The following is a 16,239-nucleotide window of genomic DNA, read 5'->3' as shown; positions in this document are numbered from 1 at the left end:
GTTTGGGGGGCTAGGCTGCCAGCGTCTGCCCGTTCTGCCAGGCGGCGTCGATTTTCTCGAAATAGCTGGCCATGCGTTCGGTGCCGATGTCGGTCAGCCGGACGATCGTGCGGCGCCGGTCGCGCTCGTCGATCGAGCGGTGCAACAGCCCGAGGCGTTCGAGCGCCGCGATCATGCGCAGCCCCGATGACAGCGGAACGCCCGCCCCGGTCGCAAGATCGCTGGCACTGAGCACGCGGCCGTGTGCGCCCGCGAGCATCAGGTCGAGCATCATGTCCCAGGTCGGGCCCGACATTTCGGCGGTGCCGAAATGGCTGCGGCGGATGCGCCGGACCTGGATGCTGAACGACAGCCGGTCGAGCAGCGCCGCGTTCGACGGCGTGTTGCCGCGCGCGCTGTCGATGGCGCGTACGGTCACGCCCGGCGATTCCTCGCCGCGGCTCGCCAGCAGTTCATGGATCTGGTCGACCCGCGATTTCAGCTCGGCAATTTCTTGGTTCGAAAATTGCTGCATGTGACGATGCCCCCGGGGAGCCACATATCAGGCCGTGACGTTTTCCCGCCGGCTGGACGACCCCGATGCATAGATGATCAGCAACAGGATCGGGTACGATATATAGACTGAGAGAAGCGAATAGGGTCGCGCCAATATCTCCGAAAACATGAACTTCTGGATATGGCCGAAAATGGCGATCAGCTGCCATCCGGTAATCCAATAGGGCCAGAAGCTCTGCGTGCGCATGGCAATGAACCAGAAGCTCAGCAGAACGAACATGTCTATGATGAAGATATTCAGTTCGATATCGGTCCAGGTCGGAAAAGGCGTCAGGGCACTGGTGAGGACCGAGGCGATCAATGCTGTATAGGCTGCCCAACGTTCCAGTGGCCCGCCGCGTCGGATCGCGACGGCCACCGTGATGAGCAAGACAACATAATAAATCGCCACGGACCACATTGTGGCTGTCAACCTTCTTTCTTGCGGTTCAACCGGCCTTCGCGAACGTAGCAGCACCGTCGCCCGAGCGATCGTTGCTGCCGTCGGCGACCAGCTTCGCTTCGGCCGGCTTGACGCCCGCACCGAACATGCGCGTGCCGAGCCCGACTTCCTTCTGCGTCACGGTCAGCGCCAGATGCGCGTCGGTCAGAAGCTGGCGGACTTCGCCGGCGGCGGCGAGCGCATGCGCGACTTTCGCCATCGCGTCCTGGCCGACGATCGCCGACATGTTGGTTTCGCGGCGCGCGGTGGGCAACGTCGCGGCGAGCTGGGCGATGCGGATCATCGCTTCGTCGATGGCGTCTTCGGCCAGATGCAGGTCGGAAGCGATCTTCTTCGCCGCAGAAACTCGTTGATTCAGCATCTTCTTTTTCCTTGAAAAAGAATGCTACCGGTTCCCCCCCGCAGCATTCGTTCGAACATCAGGTCAGAACACGACCGAGCCCGACAAGGATCGAATAGAGGGCGGAGAACGCCAATATTGTCGCAAAAGCGATCAAAATCGGCCAGATTATCCTTTCCATCAACCCATGCCGGTTGGCCGGCTGGGACGCGGTAGGAAATGGCGAACCTATATCGAAAAATCGCCGAAACGAACTGCGCCCCGCATCGGCATCGGGGGGCGGAGAAATATCGCCAAGGTCCATCAATTGATATGTCAAAGGCTGATAAGGGGTAACATGATCGAAGACACCGTTAACAGCAAGGATACGCGCCGCCTCTATCCTGTTGGAAACATTAAGCTTCTTTAGAACGCGACGCACGCGCTCGTCGACGGTGTGCGGCGAAACGTTCATCAGCCGCGCGATCTGCTTGGAATTTTTGTGCTCGTAAACGTGCCGCAGCGTTTCAATCTGCGCGGCAGACAGCAGGCTTATGTAATTGTCGGGGTCGCCTTGCACGGGGTTGGAATAGAGCATCACGAGTCGAAATCAAGGTCAGTAGATAGCTAATTTCCTGCGCGGCCCGTTCTGGGGCACGGGTGCGGCACCAATCGCACCGATCATTAGCGCGCATTATCGGGCAAGCGGCTATCGACCCTCCTTGAGCGTGCGATAGCGCAGAATCGATTTTTCGATATGCCGGCGCGCGGCGCGGCGCGCGGCGACCGGATCGCCCGCCTCGATCGCGACGACGATCGCCTCATGGTCGCGGTTGATCGTATGCGCATAGCGTTGATGCCGGACCGGATCGTCGCCTTGCAGATACAGCCGCCGCGACGGGACGAGCCGCACGCCGAGAAACTGGGTGAAGCGCAGGAAATAGGGGTTGCCCGTCGCGCTTGCGATCGCAGCGTGAAAGGCGGCATCGGCGGCGACCGATGCGTCGACGTCGCCGCCTTCCTCCATCGCGTCGAGCGCGCTGCGCAGCGCCGCCAGATCGGCGTCGGTACGCCGCCGCGCCGCGAGATCGGCCATTTCGGCCTCGAACCCCATGCGCATTTCGAGCAGCTTGAGCACATCGTCGATCTCGCCGATTTCCTCGGCGGTGACCTGGAAAGCGCGATATTGCGCGCCGTCGGGAACATAAGCCCCTGACCCGCGCCGCGACACGAGCAGACCACGCGCAGCGAGGCGCGAATAAGCTTCGCGCACGACGGTGCGGCTGACGCCGAACGTCTCGGTGATCTCTTTTTCAGTCGGGAAACGCGATCCGACGGGCATTTCGCCCGTTTCGATCTGTTCCTCGAAGCGCTGGACCAGATCATCCGCCAGCGACGCCGCCTTGGTTACCGCCATGGATGCTGCGTTATCATCGCGCCGCGAAACTGGCTAGGGCCGGAAATCGGGTCGCTGCGCGTCGACATAGCTATTCCAGCCATCCTCTGCCGCAAAGTCGCCCCCGCGATCCCACGCCGCGCCGCTGTAATAGACAAAGGGCTGCCCCGGCCGGACGCGAAGCAGAATCAGATAATTGTCGGCGTCCTCGGCAAAGCCCGCGAAGGCGGCCGGATCGACGATCACCGCCGCCGCCATCCGCCCCTTGCCGCTATCGCCTTCGCCATCGGCGGGGCCCCACCAGCTCAACCGCGCGGCGGCGGCATCCTTGCGGACCTCACCCAGCTTGTTCCCATTTATCGGCCGTTTCGAAATCCCGATCCCGACGATCAATTCGGCATCGCTGCTCGACGCGATGGTCGAGGTCATCCGGGTGAAATTCGTCCCCGCGGGCAGCGTGAAGCGGCGCGTCTCCCGCACGGTGCGCAGCGTATCGACCGGCCATGGCTCATAATCGACGGTGAAGTCCGCGACGTCAGCGCCCGATTGCAGGATGCGCGGCCGCACATAGTTACGCGACGTCCAGAGCTTGTTGTCGTACCAGATGCCAAGCCCGCCGGTACCGCGCCCCGTGCCGACATTATAGAAGTCGATCCCCTCGCCATGGTCGGCATGCTGGTCGCCGGTTCTGAGCTGACGGTCCATGAAGGGCCAGCGCACGCGCTTGCCCCACGCGTCGATCCCCGACGACGAGGGCGGCTCGGCCGCCTCGAGCGCGCGACCATAGATGCGGTGCGCGATGCGGTCGTTTTCCCAGAGCAGGTCGTCGAAGCGATAATCGGCGATCACCACCGCCGCGCGCGCCTTTTTCTCCTCCGCCGTGGCGGGCTGGAACGGTTTATGCTGTGGTTTGGTCTCTTCGGCGCCCACCGGCGCGGCGAGCAAAGCAAGGGCAAGGAAAGCCAAACGCATCACCAACTCCATATTGTGCCGTCCTCGAGCCGGTTCACCGGCAGATAGGCGCGGGCATAGGGGAATGTTTCGGCGAGCGCCTCGTCGATATCGACGCCGAGCCCCGGCGCGTCGCCCGGATGGAGCATGCCGTCCGCAAAGCGATAAGCGTGCGGGAAGACCGCGTCGGTCTCGACGGTGTGGCGCATATATTCCTGGATCCCGAAATTAGGGATCGAAAGCCCAAGGTGCAGCGCCGCCGCCATCGTCACCGGCGACAGGTCGGTCGCGCCGTGGCAGCCGGTGCGGATCTGGTGGAGATCGGCGAGCGAAGCGATCTGCCGCATATGCGTGATGCCGCCCGCGTGGAGCACGGTGGCGCGGATATAGTCGATCAGCCGATTCTCGATCAGCGCCTTGCAGTCCCAGATCGAACTAAAGATTTCGCCGACCGCGAGCGGCGTCGTCGTGTGCTGGCGGATCAGGCGGAACGCCTCCTGATCCTCGGCCGGGGTCGCATCCTCGATCCAGAAGGGACGCCAGGGCTCGAGATCCTTGCCAAGCCGCGCCGCCTCTATCGGGGTCAGGCGGTGGTGGACGTCGTGAAGCAGGTGGACATCCCAGCCGAGCGCCTCGCGCGCCGCCGCGAACAGTTCGGGGACGATTCGCATATATTTCGCGGTCGACCAGACATTCTCGGTCGGCAGGTCATTGTCGGCGGGTTCGTAGAAATAGCGGTCCTTGCTGACGCCATAGGTCGATGCCATTCCGGGCACGCCGCATTGCAGGCGGATCGCCTTATATCCCTGCCGCTGGTAATCGAGCGCCGCCTCGATCGTGTCGTCGATCGTCGTGCCATTGGCGTGGCCATAGACCATGCAGCCCTCGCGCGCGGCACCGCCGAGCAGCTGATACACCGGCAGTCCGGCGACCTTGCCCTTGATATCCCACAGCGCCATGTCGACCGCGGCGATCGCCGCCATCGTCACCGGGCCGCGGCGCCAGTACGCACCCTTGTAGAGATATTGCCAGATATCCTCGATGCGGTGCGCGTCGCGCCCGATCAGGCAGGGGACGACATGCTCCGACAGATAAGCCGCGACCGCGAGCTCGCGGCCATTGAGCGTCGCATCGCCGACGCCGGTCGTCCCGTCGTCGCACTCGATCTTCAGCGTCGTGAAATTGCGGCCGGGTGCGGTCAATATTACCCGGGCTGACACGATCTTCGGCATTCCATCCCCTTATCGCCACATGGCTAGTTGTGTGACAACCTTATTGACACTCGATCCAAAAGGAAAGACATATGTCACCGGTGTCAAGACCAAAGGCCGACACCTCCATGGGAGAGGAAGCACGATGCGCAGCGCCAGATGCACCCCGCCGGCCGCAAGCGAGCGGTGCGCGTGACGTCTGGCAGATCACGCCGAAAAGTGCCTCCTTTCGCTGGTCGCCCCTTGTTGCCGTGAAGGAAACGCCATGCCGCTGAGCCTCTTTGCCCTGATGATGACCGCCCCCGCCGCCGCGGTGGCGCCCGCCGAACCCGCGATGCCCCAGCCCGCGGCGATCCTCGCGCAGACGCGCCGCGTCGCCGACTGGCAGCTCGCGAACCGCACCAACTGGGCGACGATGCCCGCGGCGCGCAAGAGCGTGCAGGAAGTGCGCGACTGGCAGCAGGCGACCTTCTGGGTCGCGCTCACCGAGCTTGCGAGCCGCGACAAGAGATATGCGCAGCCGCTGCTCGATCTCGGTCGCGCCGAGAAATGGCAGCTCGGCGACCTCGCCTATCACGCCGACGACCAGCTGATCGGGCAGGCGTGGCTGTGGGCGGCGCAGAGTGGCGCAGGCAACGGCGCGATCGCGCCGACGAAAGCCTATTTCGACAATGTCCTCGCCAATCGGCCAACGATCAGCCTCGAATTCATCCCCGTCGCGCCGGGCAAGAACACGTCGACATGCACCGACCGCTGGTGCTGGTGCGACGCCTTGTTCATGGCGCCGCCGACCCTGCTGCGGCTGTCGAAGGCGACCGGCGACAAACGCTATGCCGATTTTGCGCATGAGGAATTCAAGGCGACGACCGACTATCTCTTCGATCCGTCGGAAAATCTCTATTTCCGCGACAGCCGATTCTTCGGCATGCGCGATGCCAAGGGTCGCAAGCTGTTCTGGAGCCGCGGCAACGGCTGGGTGATGGGCGGCCTCGTGCGGATGCTGCAGGTGATGGACAAGAAGGATCCGAAGCGGCCGATCTACGAGAAATTGTTCAGGGATATGTCGGCGAAACTCGTCACGCTGCAAAAGGCCGACGGCTATTGGCCCGCCTCGCTGCTCGACCAGGACCCGGGCACCCCGCCCGAATCGAGCGGCACCGCCTTCTTCACCTATGCGTTTGCGTGGGGCGTCGACAACGGCCTGCTCGACCGCGCGACATACGAGCCGGCGGCAGTGCGCGGATGGGATGCACTGCAGCGCGCGGTGCAGCCTGACGGCATGCTCGGCTGGGTCCAGCAGGTCGGCGACCGGCCTGACAGCGTGTCGGCGAAGGAGACGCAATTTTACGGAAGCGGCGCCTATCTGCTCGCCGGCACCGCGATGTACGACCTGTCGAGAAAGCGCGTAAGACGTTGATATAAATGGGCCGGCCTGCCGTAACCGGCCCATATCCGCCCCACAAAGCGGGCGATTGACTTACCCCCTCAAAGTTGTAATACATCTCACAAGTTGTATGACATCTAAAATTGACACCGGTATCAACCGGGTCATGCCGCCGCCAGGGGCGGCGTCAAAAAGGAGAGGGAAATGAAGTCACCATCGGCCTTGCCGACCCGCGCCGCCCTGCTGGCGTCCGCTGCGCTTTTTGCTGCGATGCCCGCCTGGGGACAGGAAGCCCCTGCCGAAATCGAGAGCGAACAGGCGGCGGCGGTCGATGGCGGCGACGAAATTCTCGTGACCGGCACCCGCGCGACGCAGCGCAGCTCGATCGAATTCAAGCGCGCCGCCGACGTTGTCGTTGATGGCCTTGTCAGCGACGAAATCGGCGCGACCCCCGACAATTCGGTCGGCGACACGCTCGAACGCATCGTCGGCGTCTCGGCCGACCGCTTCAAAGGCAACGCCAACGAGCTGTCGGTGCGCGGCCTCGGCCCGACCTTGAGCTTCTCGACCTTCAACGGGCGCGAGGTGTCGACCGCGGGCCCCGACCGTTCGGTCGCCTTCCAGCAATTCCCGTCCGAACTCGTCAACGGCGTGCTCGTCTATAAAACCCAGCGCGCCGACTTCCTCGAGGGCGGCGTCGGCGGGGTGATCGAACTCCGGTCGATGAAGCCACTCGACTATGGCAAGCGCCGCATCCAGTTCGAGGTGCGCGGCGATTTCCAGCCGCAGGATAATGACGTTTATCAGCATGACGGGCTCGGCTATCGCGCCAACTTCTCCTACACCGACCAGTATGAAACCGGGCTTGGCGATATCGGCGTGTCGATCGGTTACCAGCGGCAGGACACGACCGCGCCCGAGGACTATTATAACGCCAACGCGACCTTCCAGCTGTGCAACACCTCGGCAAACAATCCCTTCCAGCTGACCGGCAGCGCCGCCGCGCAGATTGCCGCGGGCGCCAGCCAGAATTGCACGTTCGCGACGGGTCCGCGCTCGGTTGCGCCGAGCGCCGGCGCGCCGCCCGTGGTGGTCGGCGAAACGCGTGGCCCCGCCTATTTCGCCAATACGTCGCGCAGCTTCCGCACCCAGCAGACCTCGGAGGTTCGCGACGGGCTGATCGGCGCGATCCAGTGGCGCCCGTCGCCCGAGTTCGAAATCGCGATCGACGGCCAATATTCGAAGCGCAACAGCCTCGAGGACCGTAACGTCCTCGGCATCACCGAAGGGCTGCGCGGCGTCCAGCCGCTGATCATCGGCAACGGCGACAACGGCTATTCGCCCGGCGCGCTGATGAGCTATCGCGGCAATTCGAACCTCGAAAACCAGCTCGAAACGCGCCGCCGCGTCGAGGAATATCTGGGCGGGGGTTTAAGCCTGATCTGGTCGCCCGACCGCTGGAACGTCGCGTTCGATGCCTCCTATTCGAACAGCCACCGCACCGAGACGCAGAAGCAGACGCGCATGCGCTCGACGCGCCGCGTCGGCTATACGCTGACCTATGAGGGCGACGATGTCGTGCCGGTCGTCGCGTTCGACAATTTCGACATCACCAATCCGAACCTGTTCCTAGCGAATGCCGCCAACGCGGTCTATGCGCGGCGCCGCTTCGTCACCGACCGCACCGACCGGATCTGGGCCGCGCGGCTCGACATCGACCGCGAGCTCGACGGCTTCATCACCGGCGTGAAGTTCGGGGGCCGCGTCTCCGACCACCATCGCACCAACGACAATGCGCGCAACAACGACCTCAACACGCTGGCCGCCATCAACGGCCAGACGCCGGCGCAGCTGATCGCGCAGGCGAACCAGCAGTGCCGCGTCCCCTTCACCACCACCTCGTACATGAAGGGCATGGGGACAAATGTTACGCGCTGGGCGACGTTCGACAATGACTGCCTGTTCCGCACCTTCACCGGCAGCGATGATGCGCTGCCCACGCCCGAGGATGGCCGCGACCCGAGCGACATCGACGTCACCGAGCGCATCTACGCCGCCTATGCGATGGCGAATTTCGAATCCGACATGGGCAATGTGCCGTTCAGCGGCAATGTCGGGCTGCGCTGGGTGAAGACCGACATCACGTCGATCGGTTTCCGCCAGCCCTATCGCATCACCATCGACACCGCGGGCGACACCTATTCGATCGGCGTCGACCCGACCCGCCCGCTCGAAACGAACCGCGTGAAAGGCAGCTATAATTATTTCCTGCCGTCGGCGAACATCGCCTTCGATCTGTCCGAGCAGGTCAAGCTGCGCCTTGCCGCCTATCGCGCCATCGCGCGATCGGGGATCGAAAGTTTTGGCGCGGGGGTGAACCTCAACCCGACCACCTCGGCGACGGGGGTCGACAACATCATCTTCAACGCGACGACGGGCAACCCGAACCTCAAGCCGCTGCGCGCGTGGAACCTCGACGCCAGCCTCGAGCTTTACGCGTCGCAGGACACGCTGATCTCGGTTGCGGGCTATTATAAATGGGCGAAGGGCACGGTGATCAGCGCCGAGGAGCCGATCCCCACCGACGTCACGATCACGACGATCCGCGACGGCGGCGCACCGGTGACCGAAACCGTCACCATCGCCCCCGTGGCCCCGACGAACGACGCCGAAACGCGGCATCTCTATGGGGTCGAGGCGACCGCGAGCCATGCCTTCACCTGGCTTCCCGATCCGCTCGACGGCTTCGGCATCCAGGGTTCGGTCAACCGCGCCTTCGCCAATTTCGAGTATCCCGACACCTCGCCGATCGCCGATTATGTCGACCCGGCCAATCTGATCGGGCTGTCGAAATGGACCGCGAGCGGATCGGTGTGGTTCGAAAAATGGGGCCTCTCGCTGCGCGCCAACCTCCGTTACCGCTCGGGCTATTACAAGCCCAACGGCGGCACCAACCGCGAGATCCGCGGCGGCACCTATCTCAACCTGTCGGCGCAGTACGACCTTACCAAGAATGTTCAGGTCAAGCTGCAGGCGCTCAACGTCACGAACACGCAGGATATCATGTATAAGGGCGGGTACGACAGCATCGCCGAGGTGTCGCGTAGCGGCCCGCAATATTTCTTCGGCTTCCGGGTCCGCCTGTGAAGCGAGCGACTTTAGCCCGACTCCCTTGGGCTATACTGGCCGCCGCCGCGTCATTTCCGTCCGCGGCGGCGGCTTTTTCCCCCGATTCCACCTGCAACGCGAGCGATGGCTATTCGGCATCGTTCGACGGGCGCCGCACCTTCACGCTGCGCCCCGCCGATCTCGCGGCGATCAAGGCGGCGCTGCCAAACGATCCGGCGATCGGCGCGGCCTACCGCGAGCTGATCGTACGCGCCGACAAGGCGCTCGCGGCAAAGCCCGCGTCGGTGATGGGCAAGCGCAGCATCCCCGTGTCGGGCGACCGCCACGATTATATCAGCCTCGCGCGCTATTGGTGGCCGAACCCCGCGAATCCCAAGGGCGCCTATGTGCGCCGCGACGGTGACACCAATCCCGATATCGAAAGCAACCGCTTCGACCGCGCGGCGCTGAGCCGCATGGCGCGCGAGGCCGACACGCTCGCGCTTGCCTTTTATTACAGCGGCGACCGCAAATATGCCGAGGGCGCGGCGCGCGTGATCCGCACCTGGTTCCTCGATCCGGCAACCGCCATGAACCCGAACATGAACTTTGCGCAGGCGGTGCCCGGCGTGTCGAACGGCCGGCCCGAAGGTGTGCTCGACGGCGCGAGCTTCATCGGCGTAATCGACGCCGCGGGGCTGATCGCACCGTCGGGAGCGCTGGCTCCGGCCGAGACGAGCGCACTCGAAGGCTGGTTTTCGCGCTATCTCGACTGGATGCTGAACAGCCCGAACGGCAAGGCCGAGGGCAAGGCGTCGAACAACCACGGCCTCTGGTACGATGCGCAGGTCGCACGCTTTGCGCTATTCGCGCGGCGGCCCGACATGACGCGCAAGATCGTCACGGCCTTTCCCAAGGTGCGGATCGCGCAGCAGGTCGACACGTCGGGTGCGCTGCCCGAAGAATTGGCCCGCACCCGCAGCTTCCATTATTCGCTCTACGCGCTCGGCGCCGCCTATACCGTCGCCGACAGCGCGGCGTGCCTCGGCATCGATCTCTATCGCGCCGAGGAAAAGGGCCGCTCGCTGCGTCAGGCGACCGACTATGTCGCCGCCTATCGCGGCCGCGCCGCCGACTGGCCGTACAAGGAGCAAGGCTGGCCCGCCGACACGCTCGACGCGCTGCTTGTGCGCGCCGACGATGCCTGGGGTCCCGGCGCCTATCCGCGCATCGTCGGCGGCGAGCTGTTACTGCGCCATAGCACCCGGTAAGCACGACCAATGATCGCACGCCGCTCCCTGCTCCTTACCGCACTGCTGGCAGCACCCGCAGCATGGGGGCGCCCGCGGGTCGGCGCACTCGACATCCGCGCGATCGAGCGCCGCCGCCTGCTTCCGCAAGCCGCGGCGCTGCTCGGTGCCGAACCGCGCACGATCGCCGTCATCCCCGCGCCGCGCAGCCCCGCGGGTCCGCGGGATTATTATTCGGAGGGCGATTATTGGTGGCCCGATCCGGCGAACCCCGGCGGCGCCTATGTGCGCCGCGACGGCCGCTCGAACCCCGACAAGTTCGACGGCCATCGCGACGCGCTGATCGCCTTCGGCCGCACCGTTCCGGCGCTCGCAGCCCTGTGGGACCTCACCGGCAAGGCGCGCTTTGCCGAAGCGGCGATGCACCATCTCCACGCCTGGTTCGTCAACCCGACGACGCGGATGAACCCGAACCTCGACCATGCGCAGGCGATCATCGGCGTGAACAGCGGCCGTGCGATCGGCGTGATCGACACGCTGCAGATCATCGAGGTCGCACGCGCCGCCGCGCTGTTCGCAAAGCGCGATGCACCCGGCTATGCGGCGATCCGCGCCGGCGTCGAGGGTTGGTTCGCCGACTATCTGAACTGGCTCACCACCTCACCCTTCGGCACCACCGAACGCGACGAGAAGAACAACCACGGTAGCTGCTGGCTGCTGCAGGCGGCGTCTTTCGCCGCATTGCTCGGTCGTGACGACGTGCTCAGGGATGCGCGGGGCCGGCTCCAAACCGTGATCATCCCGGCGCAGATCGAACCCGACGGCCGCCAGCCGCTCGAACTCGCGCGCACCAAGCCCTATGCCTATGCACTCTTCAATCTCGATGTCCTCGCCTCCTCGGCGTGGCTGCTTGGCGGCAGCAACCTGATCGGCTGGAAAACGCCCGACGGCCGCTCGATCGGCGGCGCGATCGCGTGGATGGCGCCGTTCATCGCGGACAAGACGAAATGGCCGCTGCCGCCCGACGTCGAATATTGGAACGGCTTCCCGGTGCGCCAGCCCAGCCTGCTCTTCGGCGGCCTCGCGCAGAAACGCAGCGACTGGCTGGATCTCTGGCAGCGCCTAAACCCCGATCCGGTGATCGGCGAGGTCGTGCGCAATTTCCCCGTCCGCCAGCCCCTGCTCTGGCTCTAGTTGCGCCCGCCGACCAGCCCGCGCGCGATCACCTGCGCCTGAATCTCGGCCGCGCCCTCGAAGATATTGAGGATGCGCGCGTCGCAGAGCACGCGGCTGATCTCATATTCGAGCGCATAGCCGTTGCCGCCGTGGATCTGCAGGCTTGCGTCGGCGTTCGACCAGGCGGCGCGCGCGGCGAGCAGCTTCGCCATGCCCGCCTCGATATCGCAGCGCTTGCCGCTGTCCTTCGCGCGCGCCGCGGCATAGCTCAATTCCCGCGCGGCGACGAAATCGACAAGGCTCATCGCGAGCTTGTCGGCGACGCGCGGGAAGTTGACGATCGCCTTGCCGAACTGCTTGCGGTTCAGCGCATAGCCCAGCCCGAGCTCGAGCGCGCGCCGCGCGACCCCGACCGCGCGCGCGGCGGTCTGGATACGCGCGCCTTCGAAGGTGCGCATGAGCTGCTTGAACCCCTGCCCCTCCTCGCCGCCGAGCAGCGCATCGGCGGGCGCCGTCATCGCGTCGAACTGCAGCGCATATTCGCGCATCCCGCGATAGCCGAGAACCTCGATCTCGCTCCCGCTCATCCCGGCGGCGGGGAAAGGTTCGGCCTCGCTCCCGCGCGGCTTGGGGACGAGCAGCATCGACAGCCCGGCATAGCCCTTCGCGTCGGGCACGGTGCGCGCGAGCAGCGTCATCAGGTCCGAGCGCGCGGCATGGGTGATCCAGGTCTTCGCACCGTCGATCACCCACCCATCGCCGTCGCGGCGCGCGCGCGTCTGGAGCGAGCCGAGGTCCGATCCGACATCGGGTTCGGTGAACACCGCGGTCGGCAATATCGCACCGCTCGCGATCCGCGGCAGCCATTCGGCCTTTTGCGCGTCGGTGCCGCCCGTCGCGATCAGCTCGCCCGCGATCTCCGACCGCGTGCCGAGCGACCCCGCGCCGATCCAGCCGCGCGACAATTCCTCGGTGACGATGCACATCACGAGCTTCGAAAGCCCGAGCCCGCCAAACTCCTCGGGTATGCATACGCCAAAGGTGCCGAGGTCGGCCATCGCCTGCACGGTGTCGTCGGGGATCAGCGCGTTCGCGAGATGCCAGCCGTGCGCGTGCGGAACGATCTCGGCATCGGTAAAGCGGCGGAACTGGTCGCGGATCGAATCGAGATCGGCGTCGTGCAACGTCTCGCTGGGCCAATGGCCGTCGGCGAGCGCCATCGCGACGTCGGCGCGCACCGCGGCATGGTCGGCGTCGAGCAGGTCAGCACAGGCATCGGCGAGCGCGCGCGCTTCGGCACCCAGCCCGAGGTCGGCCGGGCGGAAAATCTCATTCTGCCCCATCGGCAACCCGCCGACGAGCTGGCCGATCCCCTCGGCAAAGGCGAGCGTGGCGATTTTGGCATCGAGCAGGTTCGAGTCCCGGCCGGACTCGCACCAGCTCAGGACCGCTTCGAGCGCCGCCACCGTCGTCGCGACCCACGCAAAGCCATGCGCTGCACGCTGCTCGCGATCGATCGGCGCCTGCGCCAGCCGTTCGGCAAGCCCCGCCTCGGCCGCGGCGCGATAGGCCTGCGCCGCCGTCAGCACCTCGCGCAAATCGGCCATGCTCAGGCGGCGCGCTCGAAGATCGCGGCGATGCCCTGCCCGCCGCCGATGCACATCGTCTCGAGCCCGTAACGGCCGTCGCGGCGCACCAGTTCGCGCGTCAGGTTCGCGAGGATGCGCCCACCCGTCGCGCCGATCGGGTGGCCGAGCGAGATGCCCGAGCCGTTGACGTTGAGGATCTCGTTCCGGCTGTCGTCGTCCGACCAGCCCCAGCCCTTGAGCACCGCAAGCACCTGCGGAGCGAAGGCTTCGTTGAGTTCGACAAGGTCGATATCGTCCCAGCCAAGCCCGCTGCGTGCGAACAGCCGCTCGACCGCGGGCACCGGCCCGATGCCCATCCGGCTCGGATCGCAGCCCGCGGCGGCCGAGCTGTGATACCAGGCAATCGGCTCAAGCTCGAGTTCTTCGAGCTTGTCCTCAGCGACGACAAGGCATGCCGCCGCGGCGTCATTCTGCTGGCTCGCATTGCCCGCGGTGACGACGCCGCCTTCGAGCGGGCGCAACTTGCCGAGCGTTTCCAGCGTCGCGTCGGCGCGGTAGCCTTCGTCGTGCGCAAAGACGATTGGATCGCCCTTCTTTTGCGGCACCGACACCGGCACCAGCTCATCGTCGAACAGCCCGTTCGCCCAGGCCGCGGCGGCGCGCTGGTGGCTGCGGACGGCGTAGGCGTCGCACGCCTCGCGGCCGACATCATAATCCTTCGCCAGATTTTCGGCGGTCTCGATCATGCCCGAAATGACGCCGAAGCGCTCGACCGGCTGCGACATCAGCCGCCCGCGCGTCAGCCGGTCGTGCAAAGTCAAATTGCCCGCGCGCACGCCCTTGCGGATGTCGGTGCTGTAATGTTCGACGTTCGACATCGATTCGACCCCGCCCGCGACGACGACATCGGACATCCCCGTCTGGACCATCATCGCGGCATTGATCACCGCCTGCAGCCCCGACCCGCAGCGGCGATCGAGCTGGTACCCCGGCACTTCGAGCGGCAGCCCCGCGGCGAGCCACGACCAGTGGCCGATGCTCGGCGCCTCGCCATTGCCGTAACCTTGGCTGAAAACGACGTCGTCGACGCGCGCAGGATCGATCTTCGTCCGTTCGACCAACGCCTTCAGGATGACCGCCCCCAATTCGCCCGCGGTCATCGAGGACAAGCTGCCCCCGAACTTGCCGACGGCGGTGCGGATCGGGGCGACGATGGCGGCGCGGCGCAGGGTCATGTCTTCATTTCTCCATGGTCAGGCGATACCGACGATACCGGCATCGATCAGCCGGGCAAGCTCGCCCGAGGAAAGCGACAGGCGCTCGCTCAGGATTTCCTCGCTATGCTGCCCGTTGCGCGGCGCGGCACGCGGCGGCTGGCGTTCCTGCTGCGGCAATGTCGCAAAGGCGCCCGCCGCGGGATAGGCGAATCCGCTAGGATTGTCGGCGTGCCCGAAGATCGGATTGTCGCCGACCAGCGCCGGGTCCTGCACCGCGTCGTGCATCGTGCGGTAAGGCGAATGAACGATGCCGCCCGCGTCGAAGGCGGCGGCGAGATCGGCATGATCGCGGCTTGCGATAGCCGCCTCGAACAGCGGATAGAGCGCATCGCGATGCGTGAAACGCAACCCGTCGTCGGTCGCGAACGACACGCCGCGCGCGACTTCAATTGCCGCGATCGCCTCATTGAGCCCTAGGGCGGCGACCAGATTGGCCCATTGGCGCGGCGTGACCACGACAATCATCGTTCGCTGGCCGTCCGCCGTGACAAAATCGCGCCCGAACAGGCCGTAAACGGCGTTGCCGAGGCGCGGGCGGTTCGCACCCGAATAGAGCATTTCGGCGACCCCGCCGAGATTGGCGACGGTCCCGATCGCGACGTCGGACAGCGGCAGGCGCACCTCGCCGCCCTCGCCGGTCACGCTGCGCCGCTGGATCGCCGCGAGCAGCGCAAAGGCGGCATAGGCGCCCGTCAGCAGATCCCACGCCGGCAGCACATGATTGACCGGTTCGGGGCCCGCGCCGGTCAGCATCGGATAACCGACGCTGTTGTTCACCGTATAGTCGAGCGCGGGCGACCCGTCGGCCCAGCCCATCACGCGGATGGTGATGAGGTCGGGCCGCCCTTCGGCCAGCGCATCGTGCGACAGGAAGCCCCCGACCGGAAAATTGGTGACGAACTGCCCCGTCGCGCGCACCAGCGCCTGGAGCAATTCACGCCCCTCGGGCCGCGCCAGATCGAGCGCGACCGACTTTTTCGCGCGGTTCAGATTTTCCCAATAGAGCGAATCATTGGCGTCGGTCACCGGCCAGCGGCGAAAATCGGGGCCGCCGCCGATCTGATCGACGCGGATCACCTCGGCGCCCATTTGCGCGCAATAAAGCCCGGCGGTCGGAGAGGCGACAAAGGACGAAGCTTCGATCACCGACAGGCCGGCCAGCAGGTCGTACATCCGGCGCCAATCCCCCCGAGAGCCTCTCGCGAAATCCCCGGCCTCAACGGCCGCAGGAAGCTATCTGGCGCATCCAAAGGGATTCGAACCCCCGGCCTCCGCCTTCGGAGGGGGTACTAACAGGCTATGCCATTCAATGCCAGAGCCTGCCTTTCTTACCTAAACCACTAATATTACTCCGAAAAGATAAAAATCAACTCCGCCAATGCCAACCCGGATCCCGCCAAGAATAAGCCCTGTGGCTTACGCACCGCTTTCGCGAAAGCGACGAAGTGCCGGGTTTCGGCATCCGGATATTCACGTCGGACAAGCGCAGATATATCATCCGATCTTTTCATTCTCCCCCAGCCTGGCGATCATTTTGAACGCTTCGGCCAGCGTGACGCCGATGCAACGGAACGATCGTTG

The 16,239-nt window shown here is 65.2% G+C and carries 14 protein-coding genes; 4 read left to right on the top strand and 10 right to left on the bottom strand.

Features of this window, described 5'->3' with window-relative positions:
* Window positions 1-10: 10 nt before the first annotated feature.
* The 7 genes from V8J55_RS06200 to manD form a co-directional block, all read right to left on the bottom strand.
* Entirely contained in the window at window positions 11-514 is a 504-nt protein-coding gene (locus V8J55_RS06200) for a MarR family winged helix-turn-helix transcriptional regulator (protein WP_336444790.1), read from the bottom strand.
* Between the two features lie 27 nt (window positions 515-541).
* Window positions 542-955, bottom strand: coding sequence for a hypothetical protein (locus V8J55_RS06195; protein WP_336445715.1), 414 nt, complete (start codon window positions 953-955; stop codon window positions 542-544).
* A 28-nt stretch (window positions 956-983) separates the two neighbouring features.
* Window positions 984-1,358 (bottom strand): hypothetical protein, encoded by a 375-nt coding sequence (locus tag V8J55_RS06190; RefSeq protein WP_336444789.1) that lies wholly within the window; start codon window positions 1,356-1,358, stop codon window positions 984-986.
* Window positions 1,359-1,416: 58 nt separating this feature from the next.
* Window positions 1,417-1,914: a response regulator transcription factor gene (locus tag V8J55_RS06185; protein ID WP_336445714.1), complete on the bottom strand. Its 498-nt coding sequence runs from the start codon at window positions 1,912-1,914 to the stop codon at window positions 1,417-1,419.
* 111 nt (window positions 1,915-2,025) lie between these two features.
* Entirely contained in the window at window positions 2,026-2,733 is a 708-nt protein-coding gene (locus V8J55_RS06180; RefSeq protein ID WP_336444788.1) for a FadR/GntR family transcriptional regulator, read from the bottom strand.
* A 33-nt stretch (window positions 2,734-2,766) separates the two neighbouring features.
* Complete coding sequence (locus V8J55_RS06175) at window positions 2,767-3,684, bottom strand: DUF4861 family protein (RefSeq protein WP_336444787.1); 918 nt, start codon at window positions 3,682-3,684, stop codon at window positions 2,767-2,769.
* Window positions 3,684-4,895 (bottom strand): D-mannonate dehydratase ManD, encoded by a 1,212-nt coding sequence (gene manD, locus V8J55_RS06170; RefSeq protein ID WP_336444786.1) that lies wholly within the window; start codon window positions 4,893-4,895, stop codon window positions 3,684-3,686. The genes V8J55_RS06175 and manD overlap by 1 nt, the downstream gene beginning before the upstream one ends.
* 244 nt (window positions 4,896-5,139) lie before the next feature.
* Between manD and V8J55_RS06165 the strand changes: the two genes are divergently transcribed.
* The 4 genes from V8J55_RS06165 (at window position 5,140) to V8J55_RS06150 (ending at window position 11,810) form a co-directional block, all read left to right on the top strand.
* Window positions 5,140-6,291: a glycoside hydrolase family 88/105 protein gene (locus V8J55_RS06165; protein WP_336444785.1), complete on the top strand. Its 1,152-nt coding sequence runs from the start codon at window positions 5,140-5,142 to the stop codon at window positions 6,289-6,291.
* Window positions 6,292-6,462: 171 nt separating this feature from the next.
* On the top strand, window positions 6,463-9,405 hold the full coding sequence (locus V8J55_RS06160; RefSeq protein ID WP_336444784.1) for a TonB-dependent receptor: 2,943 nt from the start codon (window positions 6,463-6,465) through the stop codon (window positions 9,403-9,405).
* The gene (locus V8J55_RS06155; protein WP_336444783.1) at window positions 9,402-10,637 is read left to right on the top strand and encodes an alginate lyase family protein; all 1,236 of its coding nucleotides are present in this window, start codon (window positions 9,402-9,404) and stop codon (window positions 10,635-10,637) included. The genes V8J55_RS06160 and V8J55_RS06155 overlap by 4 nt, the downstream gene beginning before the upstream one ends.
* A 9-nt stretch (window positions 10,638-10,646) precedes the next feature.
* Window positions 10,647-11,810, top strand: coding sequence for an alginate lyase family protein (locus V8J55_RS06150; protein WP_336444782.1), 1,164 nt, complete (start codon window positions 10,647-10,649; stop codon window positions 11,808-11,810).
* Here V8J55_RS06150 and V8J55_RS06145 read toward each other — a convergent pair.
* From V8J55_RS06145 to V8J55_RS06135, 3 genes are read right to left on the bottom strand one after another with little or no spacing between them, the layout of a single operon-like run.
* Entirely contained in the window at window positions 11,807-13,399 is a 1,593-nt protein-coding gene (locus V8J55_RS06145) for an acyl-CoA dehydrogenase family protein (RefSeq protein ID WP_336444781.1), read from the bottom strand. The two genes, V8J55_RS06150 and V8J55_RS06145, sit on opposite strands and share 4 nt — an antisense overlap.
* Before the next feature lie 2 nt (window positions 13,400-13,401).
* Window positions 13,402-14,616 (bottom strand): acetyl-CoA C-acetyltransferase, encoded by a 1,215-nt coding sequence (locus tag V8J55_RS06140; protein WP_336444780.1) that lies wholly within the window; start codon window positions 14,614-14,616, stop codon window positions 13,402-13,404.
* Window positions 14,617-14,634: 18 nt separating this feature from the next.
* Window positions 14,635-15,831: a CoA transferase gene (locus V8J55_RS06135; RefSeq protein WP_336444779.1), complete on the bottom strand. Its 1,197-nt coding sequence runs from the start codon at window positions 15,829-15,831 to the stop codon at window positions 14,635-14,637.
* Between the last annotated feature and the right edge of the window lie 408 nt (window positions 15,832-16,239).

This window comes from Sphingopyxis sp. CCNWLW2, from assembly GCF_037095755.1.
Taxonomy (GTDB): domain Bacteria; phylum Pseudomonadota; class Alphaproteobacteria; order Sphingomonadales; family Sphingomonadaceae; genus Sphingopyxis.
Note: the sequence above shows the minus strand (reverse complement) of the source record. Positions and strands in the feature narration are given on the sequence as shown.